Genomic DNA, 18,263 nt, shown 5'->3' with positions numbered 1-18,263 from the left:
TCGAACGCATGATTCCCACTTTCGTCTTCGTGCACGGTTCGGGAAGTTCGGCACACGCCTGGACGGCCACTCAGCGGGAAATGGCGCTGCGCGGACATCGGACGCTCGCGATCGATCTCCCCGGCAGGGGCGCGGGATTCACCAGGGCCTATCACGAACAGGACCTCGAAACCTTCGCGGCCGAGCCGTCGGTGATGAGCGACGTGACCGCGGCCGACTTCGTCCGGCCGGTCGTCGAGGCGGTCCAGCGGGTGCGCCACCACGGCCCCGTCGTCCTCGTCGCGCACAGTTTCGGCGGGCTCCCGGTGACCGCCGCCGCCAACGCGATCCCCGAGCTGATAGACCGGGTCGTCTACGTCGCCGCGCAGTGCCCGGTGGACCGCCACCCCGGCGAGTACGCGATGTCGCCCGAATGGGCTTCCGGCGACTTCTTCTCCGCGATGGCGCCCCTTTTCGTCGGTGATCCGGCGCACCAGGGATTCGTCCGGATCAACTGGCGTGGCGCCGACCGCGCACAACGCGAGGCGCTGCGGAAGGCGATCGCCGCCGAACTCACCGAGGAGCAGTTCCTCCAGGTCGTCGTCACGAGCCAGCCCGACGAGGTGTCCTGGCTGACCGGTCAGGAGTGGGACCACCGCGCCGACAAGGATTCCTGGGGCCGGATCCCGCATTCGTTCGTGAGGCTGCACGGCGACCGGTCGATGCCGCTCGCCGTGCAGGACCGCTACATCGCCGAGGCCGACGCGCTCACTCCGGACAACCCGTTCGACGTCCACGATCTCGCGAGCAGCCACGCCGGTTTCTTCCGGCGGCCCGCCGATCTGGCCGCGATCCTCGACCGGCTCAGCGTCCGAGCAGGCGCCGGATCTCGGTGACGGCCGCGCGGCCCGCCCGGTTCGCGCCGACGGTGCTGGCGGACGGGCCGTAGCCGACCAAGTGCAGCCGCGGTTCGGCGACGACGCGGGTGCCGTCCATCCGGATCCCGCCCCCGGTGGCGCGCAGGTGCAGCGGCGCCAGATGGTCGATCGCGGCACGGAATCCGGTGGCCCACAGGATGACGTCGGCGGGCTCGAAGGTGCCGTCCGCCCACTCCACACCGTCCGGCGTGATCCGGTGGAACATCGGGCGCCGGTCGAGGACGCCCGCGTCCAGCCCCACGCGCACTTCGGGGGTCACGGCCAGATCGGTCACGCTGACGACGCTTTCCGGCGGCAGGCCCTCGCGGACGCGCCTGTCGACCTTCGCGACGGCCTCACGGCCCCAGTCCTCGCTGAACGGCTCTTCACGCCACACCGGCGGGCGCCGGGTCACCCAGCGCGTCGACCGCGCGAACGGCGCGATCTCCAGCAGCAGCTGGACGGCCGACGAACCACCGCCGACCACGACGACCCGCTTCCCGCGGAAAGCCTCGACGCCGGTGTAGTCGGCGGTGTGCAGCTGGCGGCCCCGGAAGGTCTCCTGCCCGGGATAGTGCGGCCAGAACGGCCGGTCCCAGGTGCCGGTCGCGCTGATCACCGCCCGCGCGGCCCACGTTTCCGTCGCGCTCGCCACCATCAGCCGATCTTCCCCCGCGCTCACCGACAGGACATCGACCGGACGATGGACAGGGAGGTCGTACGTGCGCTCGAAGCGGCCGAAATACTCGGAGACGACGTCGGCGGCGGGCAGTTTCGGGTCCGGGGTGCCGAAGGCCATCCCGGGGAGGTCGTAGATGCCGTGGACCTTCTCGACGATCAGCGAAGGCCACCGGTACTGCCACGCGCCACCGGGCCGTTTGCCGTGGTCGAGCACGACGAAACCCGCCTCGTTGGCGAATCCCGCGCGGCGCAGGTGATACGCCGCCGACAGACCGGCCTGGCCCGCCCCGATCACCGCCACGTCGACTTCGTGATCCGCCTTCATACCCGGTTCAACGGTGGCGGCCCCCGACTATTTCGTCCGCTGCGTCACAGCCCTGACGATGGCGACGATCAGCAGCACTCCGGCGACGGCCACCAGCACCGGAGCAACCCGTTTGACCACGGATTCGCCCGCGTACTCCATCAGATCGATGGCTTCGCCCTCCGACACCGGCTTCACCGCTTTCAACGGCGGGCGTTCCTCGGTCTTCTCGGGCTCGGGCGTGGTGGCGAGTTTGCCGGACAGGCACTCCGCGAACGAGTCGAGGATCTTGCCGCCGACCTCGGAGATCATCCCTCGCCCGAACTGCGCCGGCTTGCCGGTGACGGCCAGTTCCGTGGCGACGGCGCCGTGCGTGACGCCGTCCTTCTCGGTCAGGGTGAGCGTCACGGTCGCCGACGCCGTGCCCGCCCCTCGGGCGTCTTTGCCCGCGGCCTTGATCACCACTTTCTTCGCGTCGGCGTCCTTCTCGACGAAATGGCCGGTTCCCTTGTAGAGCAGGGAGATCGGCCCGAGCTTGACCTTCACCGTGCCTTTGAAGGCGTCCCCGTCGACCTCGGTGACGGTGGCGCCCGGCATGCACGGCGCCACCCGTTCCGGATCGACGACGGCCTTCCAGACCTCGCCGACCGGGGCGGGAACGGTGAATTCGTGGTCGAGCCGCACGGGCCGACCTCCCTTCTGTGTCTTAGCCACCCGCGGCCGCGAGGACCGCCCTGCCGGTCAGCACCCGCGCGAGGTGCTGCCGGTACTCGACGTCGGAGTTGCCGTCGGCCGTGGGGTTCGTGCCCTCGGCCGCGCGTTCGGCCGCGCCGCGGATCGCCTCGGCGGTGGCCGCGCAGCCGACCAGCGCCTCCTCGACCCCGGCCGCCCGTACCGGGGTCGAGCCCATGTTGGTGAGCGCGACCCGCGCCTCCTCGATGGTGCCCGCCTCGGTGCGGACGCAGGCCGCGACCGCGACCATCGACCACGCCTGCGCGACCCGGTTGAACTTCTCGTAGTGGGCGTGCCAGCCGGTGTGCTTCGGCACCCGGACCTCGACCAGCAGTTCGTCCGCGGCGAGCGCGGTGGTGAACATGTCCTGGAAGAAGTCCGCCGCGGCCACCGTCCGCCGTCCGCCCGGCCCGGCGACGACGAGTTCGCAGCCGAGCGCGAGCACCGGCGCCAGCAGGTCACCGGCGGGATCGGCGTGCGCGATGGCGCCGCCGAACGTGCCGCGATGGCGGATCTGCGGATCGGCCACCGTGTCGGTGGCGGCCTTGAGCAGCGCGGCGTGCTCGGCGACCAACGCGTCCCGCTGGACGTCGTAATGCGTGGTCATCGAGCCGATCACCAGTGCGTCGCCGTCCTCGCGGACGCCGCGCAGCTCGGCGACCTTCCCGAGGTCGACCAGCGTGGTCGGCGTGGCGAGCCGCATCCGCAGCACCGGCAGCAGGCTTTGCCCGCCCGCCAGCACCTTGGCGTCCTCACCGGCTTCGGCGAGCGCGGTGATCGCCTCGTCCACTGTGGACGGAGCGACGTAGTCGAACGGGGCCGGGATCACTGGGCACCTCCGGTGGCGTCGATCGAACCGAGACCGCCACCGGCTTCCGAGCCCAGCCCGCCCGCGGCGGCCGACCCGTGCTGGATGGCGTGCCAGACCCGCATCGGGGTCAACGGCATTTCGATGTCGTTCACCCCGAAGTGCCGGACGGCGTCGACCACCGCGTTGACCACCGCCGGGGTCGAGGCGATCGTGCCCGCCTCCCCGACTCCCTTGGCGCCCAACGGGTTCGTCGTCGACGGGGTCTCGGTGCGGTCGGTGGTGAAGCTGGGCAGATCCGCCGCCGACGGGAGCAGGTAGTCGGCGAACGTCCCCGTCGTCAGGGTGCCGCCTTCGTCGTGGACGGCCTCCTCGAACAACGCCTGCGCGATGCCCTGCGCGAGCCCGCCGTGCACCTGGCCTTCGACGATCAGCGGATTGACCGCGACACCGACGTCGTCGACGCAGACGTAGGAGCGCAACCGCACGCGCCCGGTCTCCGTGTCGACCTCGGCCGCGCAGAGATGCGTGCCGTGCGGGAAGGAGAAGTTCTCCGGATCGAACGTGTCCGACGAGTCGAGCGAGGGCTCGACCCCGTCCGGCAGGTTGTGCGCCGAGAACACGGCCCACGCGATGTCCTGGATGGACGTCGAGGAATCCGTGCCCTTGACCGAGAACTTGCCCGCCGAGAATTCGAGGTCGTCCTCGGCGCATTCCATCAGATGCGCCGCGATCGGCTTGGCCTTGGCGAGCACCTTGTCCGCCGCCTTGACCACCGCGATCCCGCCGACCACCAGCGACCGGGAGCCGTAGGTGTCCATGCCCTTGTGCGAGGACTGGGTGTCGCCGTGGATGACCTCGATGTCCTCGAAGGGGACGCCGAGTTTGTCGGCGACGATCTGGCTCCACGCCGTCTCGTGGCCCTGTCCGTGCGCGGAGGCGCCGGTGATGACCTCGATCTTGCCGGTGGGCAGCACCCGGATCTCCGCGTGCTCCCAGCCGCCCGCCGCGTAGTCCAGCGAGCCGAGCACCCGCGACGGCGCGAGACCGCACATCTCGGTGAACGTCGAGATGCCGATGCCGAGCTGGACCGGGTCGCCCGATTCCCGCCGTTCCTTCTGTTCGCGGCGGAGGCCGTCGTAGTCGAAGAGCTGCTTGGCCTTCTCGGTGGCGGCCTCGTAGTTGCCCGAGTCGTAGGTCAGCCCGGCGATCGTGGTGAACGGGAACTCCTCGTGCTTGATCCAGTTCTTCTCGCGGATCTCCATCGGGTCCATGCCCAGCTCGACGGCGAGTTCGTCCATCATCCGCTCGATCCCGAACGTGGCCTCCGGCCGCCCGGCGCCGCGATAGGCGTCGGTGAGCGTGGTGTTGGTGAACACGTTGGTGCAGGCGAAGTGGTACGCCGGGAACTTGTAGATCGCGTTGAACATGAACGCGCCGAGGATCGGCACGCCGGGGCCGACGAGCCCGAGGTACGCGCCCATGTCGGCGAGCAGTTCGACCTTCAGGCCGGTCACCGTGCCGTCGCGGTTCGCGGTGATGGTGAGGTCCTGGATCTGGTCGCGGCCGTGGTGCGCGGCGACCATCGTCTCCGAACGGGACTCGTTCCATTTCACCGGTTTGCCGAGCCGCTGCGCGATGAGCGTCGCCATCATCTCTTCGGGCAGCACGGCGATCTTGCCGCCGAACCCGCCGCCGACGTCCGGCGCGATCACCCGCACCTTGTGCTCGGGCAGGCCGAGCGTGGCCGCGGTCATCGTCTTGAGGATGTGCGGGACCTGCGTGGCCGACCACATGACCAGCTGATTGCCCGTCGGGTCCACGACGCACGCCCGCGGTTCCATGAACGCCGGCACCAGGCGCTGCTGACGGAACCGCCGTTTGAGCACGACCTCGGAGTTCGAGATCGCGTCTTCGACGCTGGAACCCGTTCCCGCGTCGGCGGAATCGAAGACCCACACCGCGTTCTGGTTGGTGCCGAGCTCCTCGTGCACCAGTGGCGCGCCCTCGGCGAGCGCGTTCTCCAGGCCGAGGACGACCGGCAGCTCGTCGTAGTCGACGTCGATCGCTTCGAGCGCGTCGTGCGCTTCGGCCGACGTACGGGCGACGACCACCGCGACCCCCTCACCGGCGAAGTTCACCGTGTCCGAGGCGAGGATGGGCCGCCTCGGCGATTTCATGTCCGGGGTGATCGGCCACGCGCACGGCATGCCGATGGCGCCCTCGGGGTCGAGGTCCTTCCCGGTGAAGACCGCGACCACGCCCGGCGCGGATTTCGCCTCGGTCACGTCGATCGAGACGATCTTGGCATGCGCGAACGGGCTGCGGAGCACGGCGAGGTGCAGCATGCCGGGGAGCGTCAGGTTGTCGGTCCAGCGGGTCCGGCCGGTGATGAGGCGCTCGTCCTCCTTGCGGCGGCGGGACTTGCCGACCTCCGGTTCGATCGTGGAGGTCATCACTCACCACCCGCGCCGACACGGGAGGCGGTGTCCGAGGCGAGCCGCTCGGCTTCGGGACCGGCGCCGGGCCGCATCTCGTGGGCGGCGTCGCGGACCGCGCGGACGATGTTCTGGTAGCCCGTGCACCGGCACAGGTTGCCTTCGAGTCCTTCGCGGACGGCCTTCTCGTCGGGGTCTGGATTGTCGGCGAGCAGGTCGATCGACTGCATGATCATGCCGGGCGTGCAGAAACCGCACTGGAGCGCGTGGTTCTCGTGGAAGGCCTTCTGCACCGGGTGGAGTTCACCGTCGCGGGCGAGTCCCTCGATCGTGGTGACCTCGCAGCCGTCGGCCTGGACCGCGAGCACCGAACAGGATTTCACGCTGTGCCCGTCGAGGTGGACGGTGCAGGCGCCGCAGTTGCTGGTGTCGCAACCGACCACGGTGCCTACCTTCCCGAGCCGTTCGCGCAGATGATGCACGAGGAGGGTCCGGGGCTCGACGTCGTCTGTGTAGCTGGTGCCGTCGACGGTGACGGTGATGCGCATCAGGCCTCCAAAAGCAAGAGAAACCCCGCGCTGATCCGGGGTCGTTCGGGAGCGGCCGGTCATTCGGTTGTCACGGACCGACCCCGGAACGACCGTGATCGGACTCACAGTCGAGCGTGCTACGTCACTCCTGCCAGGGCAACCCCCACCAGGGGGTGACTCGCGAACGGATCCGCAGATGCGTTGCCTGGAAAGAGGAAAGGGCGCAGATGCGGAGAAAGCGCGAGTGTCCATTCGGTACAGCGGGTTTGAACGGACGACACGTGTGATCCGACGGGCGACACGCGTGACCAGATGGACGACACGACCGCGGCGAAGCCTCCACCGCGAGTCGGCCGTCCAGACACACGTGTCGTCCGTCTGATCACGTGTGTCGTCCATCCAGTCACGCGAGTCGCGCCCAGGATCACGCGAGTCACGCCTTCAATCACGCCGCGCCTGTGCCCAACCCGAAACGCCACTCACGACCACGCCGTCGGCAAGGGGGCGTTCGCACCGGTGATCACGGTGGCGACCCGGTCCCCCGGGATGTCGTGCACGGTCAGCGCGGCCAGGCCCGCGGCGCCGGCGGGTTCCGGGAGGACGCCGAGAGTTTCCGCGCCCAGCCGCATGGCCGCCCGCAGATCGTCGTTCCCGACCAGCACGAAATCGTCCACGAGCGACCGCAGCCGCCGGATGGATTCGGGTTCCGGCGTGCGGATCGAGATACCGCCGGCGAACGAGTCGGCCCGGTCGACGGTGATCGGCTCACCCGCCAGCCAGCTCTTCGCCATCGCGGGTGCCGACGTGGTCCCGACGCCGACGATCCGGACGTCCGGCGTATGCGCCTTGAGCCACAGCGCGACCCCGGCGATCAGCGCGCCGTCGCCGACCGGGAGCACGACGGTGTCGATCCCGTCTTCCCGCGCGAGTTCCAGCCCGATCGTGCCCGCGCCTTCGGAGATCGCGGGCTCCCGGCCGTCGACCACGAAGACACGGTCGGGGGCTTCGGCGGCGAAGGCGGCCGCGGCGGTCTTCGCCTCGCCCTCGACCCGGCGCACCCGCGCGCCCAGCGTCTTCATCCGCCGCAGTTTGACCGGGGAGATGTCGGCGGGGACGAACACCTCGGCCCGCAGATCGTGCTTCCTGGCGGCGAACGCGACGGCCTGCCCGAAGTTGCCGCTGGTCCCGCACACCATCGTGGTGCCCGGCTCCAGCCCGGCGGCGAAGTAGTCCGCGCCGCGGCCTTTGAAGCTGCGCAACGGGTTCAGCGTTTCGATCTTCACCAGCACGTGCCGGCCGAGCCGTCCGTTCAGCTGTTCGTCGCTGTACTGCGGGGAGTCGAGGAAAACGGGGTCGATCACCTTCGCCGCCTCGGCGACGTTGTCCAGCTTCAGGTCCATGACACTCAAGCTAGGCCGGAAGCCGATCACGTCGATTGTAAATTTTCCCGCCCGCATGCAAGATTCTTGCGTGCCTCTCGACGAACTCGACCACTTGCTGCTCGACCTCGTCCAGGCCGACGCGGCCCGTCCCCTGCACGACTTGGGCGACGCCGTCGGCCTCTCCCCCAGCGCGGTCCAGCGAAGACTGACCCGGCTGCGCGCCGAGGGCGTGATCCGCGCCGAGGTCGCCGTGCTCGATCCGGAAGCGCTCGGCGCGGGGATGACGTCGGTCATCCTGGTCGCACTGACCGACGACGACGAGAAAAGCCACGCGGCCTTCCGCGAGCGCATGCTGACCGAGCCTCGCGTGCAGCACTGCTACAGCATCGTCGGGCAGTGGGACTACGTCGTCGTGCTGCTCACCCCGGATCTCAAGGCGAGCCGGTACCTGTCCAGGAAACTGTTCGACGAGCACGTCAAACGGTTCGAAACCCTGCCCGCCTTCGAGGTGGTCAAGTCGAGCCAGGCGGTCCCGGTGCCCGGCGTCAGCCGTGGATCCGGCCGCTGAGTTCGGCGAGCCGCGATCCCGAACCGCTCCAGCGCAGCGCGATGATCTCCGCCGCGATCGACACCGCGGTCTCCTCCGGGGTCCGCGCGCCGAGGTCGAGCCCGATCGGCGAAGACAGCCGTTCGAGTTCCGCCTCGGTGACCCCGGCTTCGCGAAGCCGCGCGAACCGGTCGTCGTGGGTCTTGCGTGAACCCATCGCGCCGACATAGCCGACGTCGAGACGCAACGCGACCTCCAGCAGCGGCACGTCGAACTTCGGGTCGTGGGTGAGCACGGCGATCGCGGTGCGGCCGTCGACCCGGCCCGCTTCGGCTTCCGCCTTGAGATAGCGATGCGGCCAGTCGACGACGACCTCGTGCGCGTCCGGGAAGCGGCTCTTCGTCGCGAAGACGGGCCGCGCGTCGCAGACCGTGACCTGGTAGCCGAGGTACGCGCCCATCTTCGCCATCGCGGCCGCGAAGTCGATCGCGCCGAAGACCAGCAAGCGCGCGGGCGGCTCGAAGGAGTTGACGAAGACCGTCATCCCCTCGCCGCGCCGCTGCCCGTCCGGCCCGTAGTGCAGCGTGCCGGTGCGGCCGCCGGCGAGCATGCCGCGCGCGTCGTCGACGACCGCGTCGTCCATCCGCGACGAACCGAGCGAACCGGCGACGCGATCCGGCCAGACGATCAGGTGCTCCCCGACCATGCCCTCGCGTTCGTGCTCGATCACCGTGACCACGGCGACCGGCTGTCCACTGTGGACCGATTCGACGACGTCGCCGAGCTCGGGCATCGAGTCGCGGTCGATGTGCTGGACGTAGATGTCGATGATCCCGCCGCAGGTCAGCCCGACGGCGAACGCGTCGTCGTCGGAAACGCCGTAGCGCTGCAACACGGGCGAGCGTTCGGCGACCACCTGCTGCGCGAGTTCGTAGACGGCACCTTCGACGCAGCCGCCGGAGACACTGCCGGTGACCGTGCCGTCCGGGGCGACGAGCATCGCCGCGCCGGGGCTTCGCGGCGCCGACGAGAACGTCGCCACCACCGTGCCGACCCCCACCGTCTCGCCTGCCGCCCAGCGGCGGTGCAGTTCGTCCAGTACGTCACGCATCGGCGATCTCCACGAGAAGTCGTTCCAAGGTGGCCAAGCTGTGCCCGGCGAGCAGCCGATCGAGGTACGGGAGCGCGGCCACGATGCCGGACTGCACGGGAGCGTAACCCGCCCGCCCCGCGTGCGGATTCACCCAGAATACGACGTGCGCGAACCGCCGCAGCCTGGCGAGCTGCTCGCCGAGCAGGGCGGTGTCGCCCCGTTCCCAGCCGTCGGAGAACACGGTGACCACGGATCGCCTGGCCACGCCGCGTTGTCCCCACCGGCCGAGGAACGCCCGCAGGGTCTCGCCGAGCCGGGTCCCGCCCGCGAAATCGGGGACCGCGGCGGCCGCGGCGAGCATCGCGTGCTCGGGATCGCGCAGCCGGAGCTGGCGGGAGACCCTGGTGAGCCGGGTGCCCAGCGTGAACACCTCGACCCGGCCGGGGGCGCGCCGGGCGACGACGTGCGCGAACCGCAACAGCGCGTCGGCATACGGCCCCATCGAACCGGAAACGTCGATCAGGAGGACGAGGCGGCGCGGTTTGGTGCTCCGTCGCCGATACGCCAGGCGGACGGGCTCGCCGCCGCCGGCCAGCATCGCCCGGAGCGTGCGCGACGGGTCGAGTGCGCCCCGCCGGGCGGCGCGACGGCGCGGTGACGAGCGCGGCGGGAGCGCCGGACGTAATTTCGCGAGCAGCTCCCGCAGGTGAGCGCGTTCGGCGACGCTCAGCTCGGCGAGGTCTCGGTGGCGCAGGAGCTCCTCGTCGCTCGCCGCCACGCGGAGTTCGTCGGGTTCCGCGCCGGATTCGCCCTGGCCCGCGTGCGCGAGCGTCGCGATCCTGGCTCGCTTCGGCGCCACTTCCCGGCTTCGCCGCCGCGGTGCGGCTTCCTTTTCGGTGAACCAGCCGTCGAACGCGGCGTCGTAGCGCGGGATGTCGTCGGGATCCGCGCACAGCGTCAGCCGTCCGGCCCAGTACAGCTGTTCCGGATCCACAAGGTCGATGGCGCCGACTGCCTCGAGATACGCCTGGGTTCGGTGTGCGTCACACGGCAAACCGGCTTCGCGCAATGTCTCCGCGAAGCCGACGAAGCCGGCCAGTGGATCGCTCACGCCTCCATTATGAGCCTCGGCGGGCGAAGGCCGGGGTCTTCTCGCGGAGGGGGCCGATGCCGCCCATGAACGCCGCGAGTGCGGTGAGCTGCGGGAACCGGTCCGAAATGCGGAGCGGAAGCGGCACCGTCCGCTCGTTCAAAGTCCCGTCCAGAGCGGGTTCGATGAGCATCTTGTGCTCCTCCAATTGCTGCTTCTGGGCGAGCGTGACGGCCACGGCCCGCCGGCGCTGCACGCGGGCGAGGTCCCGGGCGGTCAGCGTCCCGCGCAGCAGCGGGGCGGCGAGGATCCGCGCGGCCGCCACGGCGTCCTGCACCGCGATGTTGACGCCCATCCCGCCGACCGGTGACATCGCGTGCGCGGCGTCACCGATGCAGAGCACGCGGTCCGAGTACCAGTGCGGAAGCTTGGACATCCGCACGTTCAGCAGTTTGACGTCGTCCCAGCCGCGGATCTCGCTCAGCTGCTCGTCGTTCCAGCCGAACAGGCCGCCGATCCGCTCCCGGAACTTCTCGATCCCTTCGGCCCGTTGCGCGGCGTCCTGTCCCTTCCGGATCAGGTACGAGGTCTGGAAGTAGTCGCCGCGGTCCATGGTCACGCCCGCGAGGCCGCCTTCGAAGCGGCCGAACACCTGGGCCTCTTTGCCGGTGTCCTCGAGTTTCGGCACCCGGACCCACCAGACGTCCATCGGCACCTCGTACTCCTTCGGCACGAGCCCCGCCTCCGCGCGGATCAGCGAGTCCCGGCCGTCGCAGCCGACCACGAGCGACGCCGCCAGTTCCCGCTCCTCACCGTCGGCATCGCGATAGCGCACGCCGCCACCTTCGCGCAGGCCGAGCACCTCAGCACCCATCTCCAGGGTGAACGTGGGCTCCTCGGCCGCGGCTTCGGCGAGCAGATTCAGGAAATCCCATTGCGGGACCATCGAGATGTACTTGTGCGGCCCGGGAATCCGGCTGAAATCGGCGGCGACGATGGTCGCGTCGCCGATCAGCATCCGCATCTTCTCCAGCCGCCGCGAAGGCAATTCCGCGAAGCGTTCGCCGAGCCCGAGTTCGTCGAGCAACATCAACGTCGGCGGATGCACCGTGTCACCGCGGAAATCACGGAAGAAGTCCTTGTGCTTTTCGAGAACGGTGACCTCGACCCCGGCCCGCGCCAACAGGAGTCCGAGCACCATCCCCGCCGGACCGCCCCCCACCACACAACACCGTGTACGTCCCATAACCGAGTTGTAGCGCGCGGAATGGGCCGTCGCCATGGATTCGGGTGAGAAGGGGACCTAGGTCCTGAGGCCCGCGATGAGGACCTCGACCATCTTGCGCGCGTTGTAGCGCGGGTCGTTTTCGGCGCCGATACAGAGGTTCCCGACGCCGCGCATGACTTCGAGCGCCTGCAGATCGGAACGGATCTCGCCCGCCTCCGCCGCCGCGTCGAGCAAGCGGGCGCACACCGGCAGGAGGGTGTCGAGGAAGTAGGCGTGCAGCGTCTCGAACCCGGCGTTGTCCGACTGCAGTACCGCCGCCAGACCGTGTTTGGTGACCAGGAAGTCGACGAAGAGGTCGATCCAGCGCCGCAACGCCTCGTACGGGGAATCGCTCGACGCCAGCAGTTCCGGTCCGGCTTCGGCGCACGCGTCGACCTGATGCCGGTAGACGGCGATGATGAGATCGGCCCTGGTCGGGAAATGGCGATAGATCGTGCCCATCCCGACGCCCGCCTTGGCCGCGATGTCGCGGACCGGCGCCTCGACGCCTGACGTGACGAAGACGGCCGCGGCGGCGTCGAGCAGGGTCTTCTCGTTGCGCCGGGCGTCGGCGCGTTTGGCCTTGGTGCCCTCGTCACTCATCACGCACTCCTCCACGAGCTTGCCAAACGGAACAGTGCTCCGTATCGTTAGCGGAGCAACGTTCCGCTTGCTCATCTTGCCATGGAGGACCTCGTCATGCAGTACCGCACCTTGGGCAGGACCGGTGTGCAGGTCAGCACTCTCGCGCTGGGCGCGATGAACTTCGGCGCGATCGGGCGCACCACCCAGGACGAGGCCACGGCCATCGTCGACGCCGCGCTGGCGGGCGGCGTCAATCTCATCGACACCGCCGACATGTACAGCGCCGGCGAGTCGGAGACGATGGTCGGGAAGGCCATCGCCGGCCGTCGCGAAGACATCGTGCTGGCCACGAAGGCGAGCATGCCGATGGGCGAAGAGCGCAACCACCAGGGCGCTTCTCGCCGCTGGCTGATCACCGAACTGGACAACAGCCTGCGCCGCCTCGGGGTCGACCACGTCGATCTCTACCAGGTCCATCGCTGGGACCCGAAGACCAGCGACGAGGAAACCCTTTCCGCGCTCACGGATCTTCAGCGCGCGGGGAAGATCCGTTACTTCGGTTCGTCGACGTTCCCCGCGTATCGCATCGTGCAGGCCCAGTGGGCCGCTCGCGAGCACCGGCTGAGCCGGTACGTCACCGAGCAGCCCGGCTACTCGATCCTGCAGCGCGGCATCGAAACGCATGTGCTGCCGGTGACCGAGGAGTACGGGATGGGCGTGCTGGCGTGGAGCCCGCTGGCGTCCGGCTGGCTTTCCGGCGCGGTCCGGGAAGGCCGCGAGATCAACACGAACCGTTCGGCCGTCCTGCCGCAGCGTTTCGACCTGACCCGGCAGGTCAACCGGACCCGGCTGGAGGCCGTAGAACGGCTGGCCAAGGTCGCCGACCAGGCGGGACTGAGCCTGATCCAGCTCGCGCTCGGCTTCGTCGTCGCGCATCCGGGTGTGACGAGCGCGATCATCGGGCCCCGCACGCTGGAACACCTCGAGTCGCAACTCGCCGCCGCGGACACGGTGCTGCCGTCCGACGTCCTCGACGCGATCGACGAGATCGTCGCCCCGGGCACCGACCTCGCCCCCGAGGAGAAACACGACACCCCGCCCGCGCTGCTCGACGCGTCGCTGCGGCGCCGCTGAACCTCAGGCGAGCAGCTTGTCCAGTTTGGCCCGGACCCTGTCCAGGTCTTCGCTGTACTTGAGCACCGAGCCGAGCGTCCTGGCGGCGGCCGCGGCGTCCAATTCGGACATCCCGAGCGCGAGGAGCGCCTGAGCCCAGTCCAGGGATTCCGCCACCCCGGGCGGTTTCAGCAACTCCATCGCGCGGAGCCGGTGCACCGCCGTCGCGACCTGGGCCGCGAGCGTCTCGCCGAGACGCGGGATCTTGCGGCGCAGGATCTCGACCTCGCGGCCGAGGTCCGGATGTTCCAGCCAGTGATAGAGACAGCGGCGTTTCAGCGCGTCGTGCACCTCCCGCGTCCGGTTCGAGGTGAGCACCACGAGCGGCGGATGCTCGGCGCGCACCTCGCCGAACTCGGGGATCGTCACCGCGTTCTCGTCGAGGAGTTGCAGCAGGAAGGCTTCGAACTCGTCGTCTGCCCGGTCGATCTCGTCGACCAGCAGGACACACGGCGCGGTCTGCAACGCCTTCAGCAGCGGCCGGGAGAGCAGGAACCGTTCGGTGTAGAGGGACTGTTCGGCGGCCTCGACGTCGAGGCCGCCGTCGCCCGCCGCTTCCAGCGCCCGCAGGTGGAGCAGCTGACGGGGAAAATCCCATTCGTACAGTGCCTGCGCCGCGTCGATCCCCTCGTGACATTGGAGACGGATGAGCGGCATGCCGAGCGCTTCGGCCAGTCCCAGCGCGAGCGAGGTCTTGCCGGTACCCGGTTCGCCCTCGCAGAACAACGGGCGGCCGAGCGCCACGGCGAGGAACCCGGCCGTGGCGATGCCGTCGTCGGCGAGATAGCCGACCGCTTCGAGGGCTTCGGCCAGTTTCTCGGGCGATTCGACGGTCACGGTCTCGATCGTAAGCCCCGGTGAGCCGGAGATCAGCCTGGAAGATCCTCGCGGCGGTCCACGTCGTGCCCGGTGCCGAGGTCACCGCATTCGACGAGCCTCAGGTCTCGGCGCGCGCGGAGCCAGTCGCGGGCGCCCTTGTCCCCGGACGCGCCCGCGACGATCTCCGGCCACCAGCGACGGCCGAGAACCACGGGATGGCCGGGAACGCCGTCGTAAGCGGCACGCGCGACGGTGTTCTCATCGGCCCCGTCGGCGACCCGGCGGACCACCTCGGCACCGACCCCGGGCAGATCCACGAGATGGACGACGGCGGCTTCGGCATCGGTTTCGGTGAGCGCGCGCAGACCGGCGCGCAGTGACGCGCCCATGCCGGACTCCCAGTCCTCGGCCACGACGGCGGCCTCGGGATCGGGCAGGAGCGCGCGGGCTTGCGCGGCCGAGGCGCCCAGCACCACCCGGACCGGGACGCAACCCGCTTCGGCGAGCACCCGCAGCGACCGGACGACGAACGGCTCGCCGTCGAGGACCGCCAGTGCTTTCGGACCACCGAACCGGCGCCCGGCCCCGGCCGCGAGGAGCAGCCCCGCGACCTCAGCCATGCCTCGCCCTGGTCGGCGGCGCCGAGGCCAAATCGGCTTCGATGGCCCGCGCAGCCGCGAGCAGTGACGGCAGCAGTTCCTGCTCGACCGACTCCGGCGTCGTGCGGCTGGCGTGGGTGGAAAGGTTGACCGCGGCCACGACCTTCCCTCGCCGGTCTCGGATCGGCGCGGCGATCGAGCGGAGGCCCTCTTCCAGTTCCTGGTCGACCATCGCGTAGCCCTGCCGGTACACCTTCTCCAGCTCGGCGAGCAGATCCTTTTGCCTGGTCAGCGTATGTGCGGTCAGCTTTTCGAGTTTGGCCGCGTCGAAGTAGCCGTGCAGGTCTTCGTCCTCCAGGCCCGCCAGCAGGACATGCCCCATCGACGTCGCGTGAGCCGGGAAGCGGGTCCCGACGTTGATGCTGACGGTCATGATCCGCGAGACGGCCACGCGCGCGACGTAGACGATGTCCGGGCCTTCGAGCACGGAGATCGAACTCGACTCGTGCACCTCGGCGGAGAGCCGTTCGAGATGAGGCTGGGCGACCTCCGGCAGTGACAGGCTCGACAGGTACGAGTAGCCGAGTTCGAGAACCCGCGCGGTGAGCGAGAAGTACTTGCCGTCTGTGCGCACGTAACCCAGGTCGACGAGGGTGAGCAGGAACCGGCGGGCGGCCGCCCTGGTCAGCCCGGTCGCCCGGGCGACGTCGCTCAGCGTGAGTTCGGCCGCGTCCTCGTTGAACGCCTTGATCACGGCCAGCCCGCGCTCCAGCGACTGGACATGATGCGCTCCGCGCTCGGTCACCTCGCCTTCGTCCATGGGAGAACCCTAACTGTCACCTTCCTTCCGGGCCGCAGGCTCACCGAGTTCGGCCAGTACTCGCTGGGCCACCGCGAACGCCGCGTTGGCGGCCGGGGCACCCGCGTAGACGGCGGTGTGCAGCAGCACCTCGGAGATCTCCTGCGCGGTGAGTCCATTGTGGACGGCGGCGCGGACGTGCATCGCGAGTTCGTCGTGGGCGTGCAGTGCGGTGAGCGCGGCCAGGGTGACGCAGCTGCGGGTCTTGCGGTCGAGCCCGTCCCGTGACCAGACCGATCCCCAGGCGCCCCGGGTGATGTAGTCCTGGAACGGGCGGCTGAACTCCGTGGTGCGCGCCACGGCTCGATCGACGTGCTCGTCCCCGAGGACCTCGCGGCGCACCCTCATGCCGGTCTCGTAGGGGTCTTCGCTCATCGGGCGGCCTCCAGATGTTCGAGGATCAAGGCGCTGAACCGCTCCGGCTGCTCGAAACTCCCCAGATGCGCGGCGTCTTCGACGACTTCGAGCCGCGCGTCCGGGATGCCGCCGGCGATCACCTCGGCGTGCTCGACCGGGGTGGCCGGATCCTGGGCCCCGGCGATGACCAGGGTCCGCGCCGCGATCTTGGGCAGATCGTCGACGAGGTCCATCCGTTCGATGGCCTGGCAGGACGCCGCGTAGCCCTCGGCGGGGACGCCCGCGATCATCTCGCGCAGGTACTCGGCCTGTTCCGGATACGCGGCGGCGTACCCGGTGGTCAGCCAGCGGCCGACCCCGGCCTCGGCGACCACCGCGGTGCCGTGCTCCCGGACCGTCTTCGCCCGGTCCGCCCACATACTCGGCGGGCCGAGCTTCGCGGACGTGCAGCACAACACGAGACTCGCGATCCGGTCCGGCGCGTTGGCACCGAGCCACATCCCGGTCATCCCGCCGAGCGACAGCCCGACGACATGGGCTCGCTCGGCACCGTGCTCGTCGAGCAGCGCGAGCAGGTCACCGCCGAGATCCGCGAGTGTGTACGGCCCGGCAGGCACCGGGGACGCGCCGTGCCCGCGGGTGTCGTACCGGATCACCCGGAAACCCTGCGCCACCAAGGGTTTCACCTGCGGTTCCCACATGCGGTGATCGCTGCCGAGCGATCCGCTGAACACCACGACCGGGCCGTCGGCGGGCCCCTCCGCGACGCTGTGCACCTTCACCGGCTCGGACCTCGAAGACCTAGACATCGAAGAACACCGTCTCCCCTTCGCCCTGCAACCGGATGTCGAACCGGTAGCCCTCACCGGTCTTGGTGGCGATCAAGGTGCCTTGGCGCTCCTCCGGGACCGACGCCAGCACCGGATCCCCGGAGTTGTCGTTGTCCTCGAAGTAGATCCGCGTGACCACCCGGTGCAGGAGCCCGCGTGCGAATACCGAGACGTCGATATGCGGCGCCTGCTCGCCGCCCGCCGGTCCGGGCAGCGAGCCGGGCATGATCGTCCGGATCTCGTAGTCGCCGTTCGGGTCGGTGGGGCAGCGGCCGAAGCCCCGGAACCCGCTCGCGACCGCTCCGCGCGGGTCGTCGGGGTGGTCGAACCGGCCGTCGGCGTCGGCCTGCCAGGTCTCGATCATCGCGTCCGGCACCGGTTCGCCCGCGCCGTCGAGGACACGGCCGTGGATACGGATCGCGGCCGGTTCGTCCGCGGGGACGACGTCCGGCCCGTCCGCCCAGGGCAGGCCGATCGACAGGTACGGGCCGACGGTCTGGGAAGGCGTCGTCTCCGGCATCAGTGCTCGTCCTCCTCGTCTTCGAAGACCGAAGCCTCCCGGCCGCGTACGACGATGTCGAACTGGAAGGCCAGCGCCCACTCGGCTTCCGTGCGGTCGAGGTCGAAGCGCGCGATCATCCGCTGCCGCGCCTTCTCGTCCGGGATGGAGTTGAAGATCGGGTCCTGCGAGAACAGCGGGTCTTCCGGGAAGTACATCTGGGTGACCAGCCGCTGGGTGAACGCGCTGCCGAAGACGGAGAAGTGGATATGCGCCGGCCGCCAGGCGTTGTCGTGGTTCTTCCACGGATACGCGCCCGGTTTGACGGTGGTGAAGGTGTAGCGCCCTTCGGAGTCGGTGAGCGTCCGGCCCGCGCCGTCGAAGTTCGGGTCCAGCGGCGACGGCCAGCGGTCGCCGGTGTGCCGGTACCGGCCGCCCGCATTCGCCTGCCAGATCTCGACGAGCGAATCGCGGATCGGCCGGCCGTCGCCGTCGAGCAGCCGCCCGGTGACGATGATCCGCTGGCCCTGCGGCTCCCCCGCGTGCCCCTTGGTGAGGTCGTTGTCGAACTCGCCGATCCGGCCAGGCCCCAGCGCGGGCCCGGTGACCTCGGTCAGCAGATGCGGGAGCACGATCAACGGCTCCTTGGGGTGCCGCAGCGCCGTCGACCGGTAGCCGGCGGAATCGAGCGGCGGATGCGTGCCCTCCGGATCGCGCCGGTAGCGCGGGAGCCTCAGTTCTGCGGGTGCCGACATGCTGTTCCCTCCAGCGCGG

General features: G+C 69.8%; 20 protein-coding genes. 3 read left to right on the top strand and 17 right to left on the bottom strand.

Annotated features, from left to right (window positions below; genetic code table 11):
* Positions 1 to 8 precede the first annotated feature (8 nt).
* Positions 9 to 875, top strand: a complete 867-nt coding sequence (locus AJAP_RS09320; RefSeq protein WP_038509719.1) for an alpha/beta hydrolase — start codon at positions 9 to 11, stop codon at positions 873 to 875.
* On the opposite strand, the gene AJAP_RS09315 is transcribed toward AJAP_RS09320, so the two are convergent.
* The 6 genes from AJAP_RS09315 to AJAP_RS09290 all read right to left on the bottom strand — a co-directional run bounded on the left by AJAP_RS09315 (position 844) and on the right by AJAP_RS09290 (position 7,789).
* On the bottom strand, positions 844 to 1,902 hold the full coding sequence (locus AJAP_RS09315) for an NAD(P)-binding domain-containing protein (RefSeq protein ID WP_038509716.1): 1,059 nt from the start codon (positions 1,900 to 1,902) through the stop codon (positions 844 to 846). The two genes, AJAP_RS09320 and AJAP_RS09315, sit on opposite strands and share 32 nt — an antisense overlap.
* A 27-nt stretch (positions 1,903 to 1,929) precedes the next feature.
* Complete coding sequence (locus tag AJAP_RS09310; RefSeq protein WP_038509714.1) at positions 1,930 to 2,565, bottom strand: SRPBCC domain-containing protein; 636 nt, start codon at positions 2,563 to 2,565, stop codon at positions 1,930 to 1,932.
* A gap of 22 nt (positions 2,566 to 2,587) precedes the next feature.
* Positions 2,588 to 3,442, bottom strand: a complete 855-nt coding sequence (locus AJAP_RS09305) for an FAD binding domain-containing protein (RefSeq protein WP_038509713.1) — start codon at positions 3,440 to 3,442, stop codon at positions 2,588 to 2,590.
* Positions 3,439 to 5,877: a xanthine dehydrogenase family protein molybdopterin-binding subunit gene (locus AJAP_RS09300; RefSeq protein WP_038509710.1), complete on the bottom strand. Its 2,439-nt coding sequence runs from the start codon at positions 5,875 to 5,877 to the stop codon at positions 3,439 to 3,441. Before AJAP_RS09300 ends, AJAP_RS09305 begins: the two co-directional genes overlap by 4 nt.
* Positions 5,877 to 6,407: a (2Fe-2S)-binding protein gene (locus AJAP_RS09295; protein ID WP_016336316.1), complete on the bottom strand. Its 531-nt coding sequence runs from the start codon at positions 6,405 to 6,407 to the stop codon at positions 5,877 to 5,879. The genes AJAP_RS09300 and AJAP_RS09295 overlap by 1 nt, the downstream gene beginning before the upstream one ends.
* Before the next feature lie 461 nt (positions 6,408 to 6,868).
* Positions 6,869 to 7,789 (bottom strand): threonine ammonia-lyase, encoded by a 921-nt coding sequence (locus AJAP_RS09290; protein ID WP_038509707.1) that lies wholly within the window; start codon positions 7,787 to 7,789, stop codon positions 6,869 to 6,871.
* A gap of 70 nt (positions 7,790 to 7,859) precedes the next feature.
* Between AJAP_RS09290 and AJAP_RS09285 the strand changes: the two genes are divergently transcribed.
* Positions 7,860 to 8,339 carry an Lrp/AsnC family transcriptional regulator gene (locus AJAP_RS09285; protein WP_038509705.1) on the top strand — a complete coding sequence of 160 codons (480 nt, stop codon included), beginning with the start codon at positions 7,860 to 7,862 and terminating at the stop codon, positions 8,337 to 8,339.
* On the opposite strand, the gene AJAP_RS09280 is transcribed toward AJAP_RS09285, so the two are convergent.
* From AJAP_RS09280 to AJAP_RS09265, 4 genes are read right to left on the bottom strand one after another with little or no spacing between them, the layout of a single operon-like run.
* The gene (locus AJAP_RS09280) at positions 8,317 to 9,429 is read right to left on the bottom strand and encodes an XdhC family protein (RefSeq protein WP_038509702.1); all 1,113 of its coding nucleotides are present in this window, start codon (positions 9,427 to 9,429) and stop codon (positions 8,317 to 8,319) included. The genes AJAP_RS09285 and AJAP_RS09280 overlap by 23 nt on opposite strands.
* Positions 9,422 to 10,522, bottom strand: coding sequence for a vWA domain-containing protein (locus AJAP_RS09275; RefSeq protein ID WP_038509699.1), 1,101 nt, complete (start codon positions 10,520 to 10,522; stop codon positions 9,422 to 9,424). The genes AJAP_RS09280 and AJAP_RS09275 overlap by 8 nt, the downstream gene beginning before the upstream one ends.
* A 7-nt stretch (positions 10,523 to 10,529) precedes the next feature.
* The gene (locus AJAP_RS09270) at positions 10,530 to 11,747 is read right to left on the bottom strand and encodes an FAD-dependent oxidoreductase (protein WP_084098594.1); all 1,218 of its coding nucleotides are present in this window, start codon (positions 11,745 to 11,747) and stop codon (positions 10,530 to 10,532) included.
* A 57-nt stretch (positions 11,748 to 11,804) separates the two neighbouring features.
* Positions 11,805 to 12,371 (bottom strand): TetR/AcrR family transcriptional regulator, encoded by a 567-nt coding sequence (locus tag AJAP_RS09265; RefSeq protein ID WP_038509694.1) that lies wholly within the window; start codon positions 12,369 to 12,371, stop codon positions 11,805 to 11,807.
* A 96-nt stretch (positions 12,372 to 12,467) separates the two neighbouring features.
* Here AJAP_RS09265 and AJAP_RS09260 point away from each other — a divergent pair, with 96 nt between their 5' ends.
* Positions 12,468 to 13,487, top strand: coding sequence for an aldo/keto reductase (locus AJAP_RS09260; RefSeq protein WP_038522706.1), 1,020 nt, complete (start codon positions 12,468 to 12,470; stop codon positions 13,485 to 13,487).
* Between the two features lie 3 nt (positions 13,488 to 13,490).
* On the opposite strand, the gene AJAP_RS09255 is transcribed toward AJAP_RS09260, so the two are convergent.
* The 7 genes from AJAP_RS09255 to pcaH are packed head-to-tail and all read right to left on the bottom strand — an operon-like array spanning position 13,491 to position 18,244.
* On the bottom strand, positions 13,491 to 14,363 hold the full coding sequence (locus tag AJAP_RS09255) for an AAA family ATPase (protein ID WP_038509692.1): 873 nt from the start codon (positions 14,361 to 14,363) through the stop codon (positions 13,491 to 13,493).
* A gap of 32 nt (positions 14,364 to 14,395) precedes the next feature.
* Positions 14,396 to 14,965 (bottom strand): nucleotidyltransferase family protein, encoded by a 570-nt coding sequence (locus AJAP_RS09250; protein ID WP_038509690.1) that lies wholly within the window; start codon positions 14,963 to 14,965, stop codon positions 14,396 to 14,398.
* A complete protein-coding gene (locus tag AJAP_RS09245; protein ID WP_038509688.1) occupies positions 14,958 to 15,764 on the bottom strand; it encodes an IclR family transcriptional regulator domain-containing protein in 807 nt (268 codons plus the stop codon). The genes AJAP_RS09250 and AJAP_RS09245 overlap by 8 nt, the downstream gene beginning before the upstream one ends.
* A 9-nt stretch (positions 15,765 to 15,773) precedes the next feature.
* Positions 15,774 to 16,178: a 4-carboxymuconolactone decarboxylase gene (gene pcaC / locus AJAP_RS09240; protein ID WP_038509685.1), complete on the bottom strand. Its 405-nt coding sequence runs from the start codon at positions 16,176 to 16,178 to the stop codon at positions 15,774 to 15,776.
* Complete coding sequence (gene pcaD / locus AJAP_RS09235; RefSeq protein ID WP_038509683.1) at positions 16,175 to 16,969, bottom strand: 3-oxoadipate enol-lactonase; 795 nt, start codon at positions 16,967 to 16,969, stop codon at positions 16,175 to 16,177. Before pcaD ends, pcaC begins: the two co-directional genes overlap by 4 nt.
* The gene (gene pcaG, locus AJAP_RS09230) at positions 16,962 to 17,510 is read right to left on the bottom strand and encodes a protocatechuate 3,4-dioxygenase subunit alpha (RefSeq protein WP_038509680.1); all 549 of its coding nucleotides are present in this window, start codon (positions 17,508 to 17,510) and stop codon (positions 16,962 to 16,964) included. The genes pcaD and pcaG overlap by 8 nt, the downstream gene beginning before the upstream one ends.
* Positions 17,510 to 18,244, bottom strand: a complete 735-nt coding sequence (gene pcaH, locus AJAP_RS09225; protein ID WP_037342185.1) for a protocatechuate 3,4-dioxygenase subunit beta — start codon at positions 18,242 to 18,244, stop codon at positions 17,510 to 17,512. The genes pcaG and pcaH overlap by 1 nt, the downstream gene beginning before the upstream one ends.
* Positions 18,245 to 18,263: the final 19 nt, after the last annotated feature.

Origin of the sequence: Amycolatopsis japonica (genome assembly GCF_000732925.1) — a bacterium.
Taxonomy (GTDB): domain Bacteria; phylum Actinomycetota; class Actinomycetes; order Mycobacteriales; family Pseudonocardiaceae; genus Amycolatopsis; species Amycolatopsis japonica.
Note: the sequence above shows the minus strand (reverse complement) of the source record. Positions and strands in the feature narration are given on the sequence as shown.

Bases quoted from the DNA above. Each gene is read 5' to 3' on its own strand.
- pcaG (WP_038509680.1), bottom strand. From the start codon at position 17,510: ATGCCGGAGACGACGCCTTCCCAGACCGTCGGCCCGTACCTGTCGATC.
- AJAP_RS09300 (WP_038509710.1), bottom strand. From the start codon at position 5,877: ATGACCTCCACGATCGAACCGGAGGTCGGCAAGTCCCGCCGCCGCAAG.
- AJAP_RS09250 (WP_038509690.1), bottom strand. From the start codon at position 14,965: ATGGCTGAGGTCGCGGGGCTGCTCCTCGCGGCCGGGGCCGGGCGCCGG.
- pcaD (WP_038509683.1), bottom strand. From the start codon at position 16,969: ATGTCTAGGTCTTCGAGGTCCGAGCCGGTGAAGGTGCACAGCGTCGCG.
- AJAP_RS09245 (WP_038509688.1), bottom strand. From the start codon at position 15,764: ATGGACGAAGGCGAGGTGACCGAGCGCGGAGCGCATCATGTCCAGTCG.
- pcaH (WP_037342185.1), bottom strand. From the start codon at position 18,244: ATGTCGGCACCCGCAGAACTGAGGCTCCCGCGCTACCGGCGCGATCCG.
- AJAP_RS09290 (WP_038509707.1), bottom strand. From the start codon at position 7,789: ATGGACCTGAAGCTGGACAACGTCGCCGAGGCGGCGAAGGTGATCGAC.
- AJAP_RS09270 (WP_084098594.1), bottom strand. From the start codon at position 11,747: ATGGGACGTACACGGTGTTGTGTGGTGGGGGGCGGTCCGGCGGGGATG.
- AJAP_RS09295 (WP_016336316.1), bottom strand. From the start codon at position 6,407: ATGCGCATCACCGTCACCGTCGACGGCACCAGCTACACAGACGACGTC.
- AJAP_RS09320 (WP_038509719.1), top strand. From the start codon at position 9: ATGATTCCCACTTTCGTCTTCGTGCACGGTTCGGGAAGTTCGGCACAC.
- AJAP_RS09265 (WP_038509694.1), bottom strand. From the start codon at position 12,371: ATGAGTGACGAGGGCACCAAGGCCAAACGCGCCGACGCCCGGCGCAAC.
- AJAP_RS09280 (WP_038509702.1), bottom strand. From the start codon at position 9,429: ATGCGTGACGTACTGGACGAACTGCACCGCCGCTGGGCGGCAGGCGAG.
- pcaC (WP_038509685.1), bottom strand. From the start codon at position 16,178: ATGAGCGAAGACCCCTACGAGACCGGCATGAGGGTGCGCCGCGAGGTC.
- AJAP_RS09315 (WP_038509716.1), bottom strand. From the start codon at position 1,902: ATGAAGGCGGATCACGAAGTCGACGTGGCGGTGATCGGGGCGGGCCAG.
- AJAP_RS09260 (WP_038522706.1), top strand. From the start codon at position 12,468: ATGCAGTACCGCACCTTGGGCAGGACCGGTGTGCAGGTCAGCACTCTC.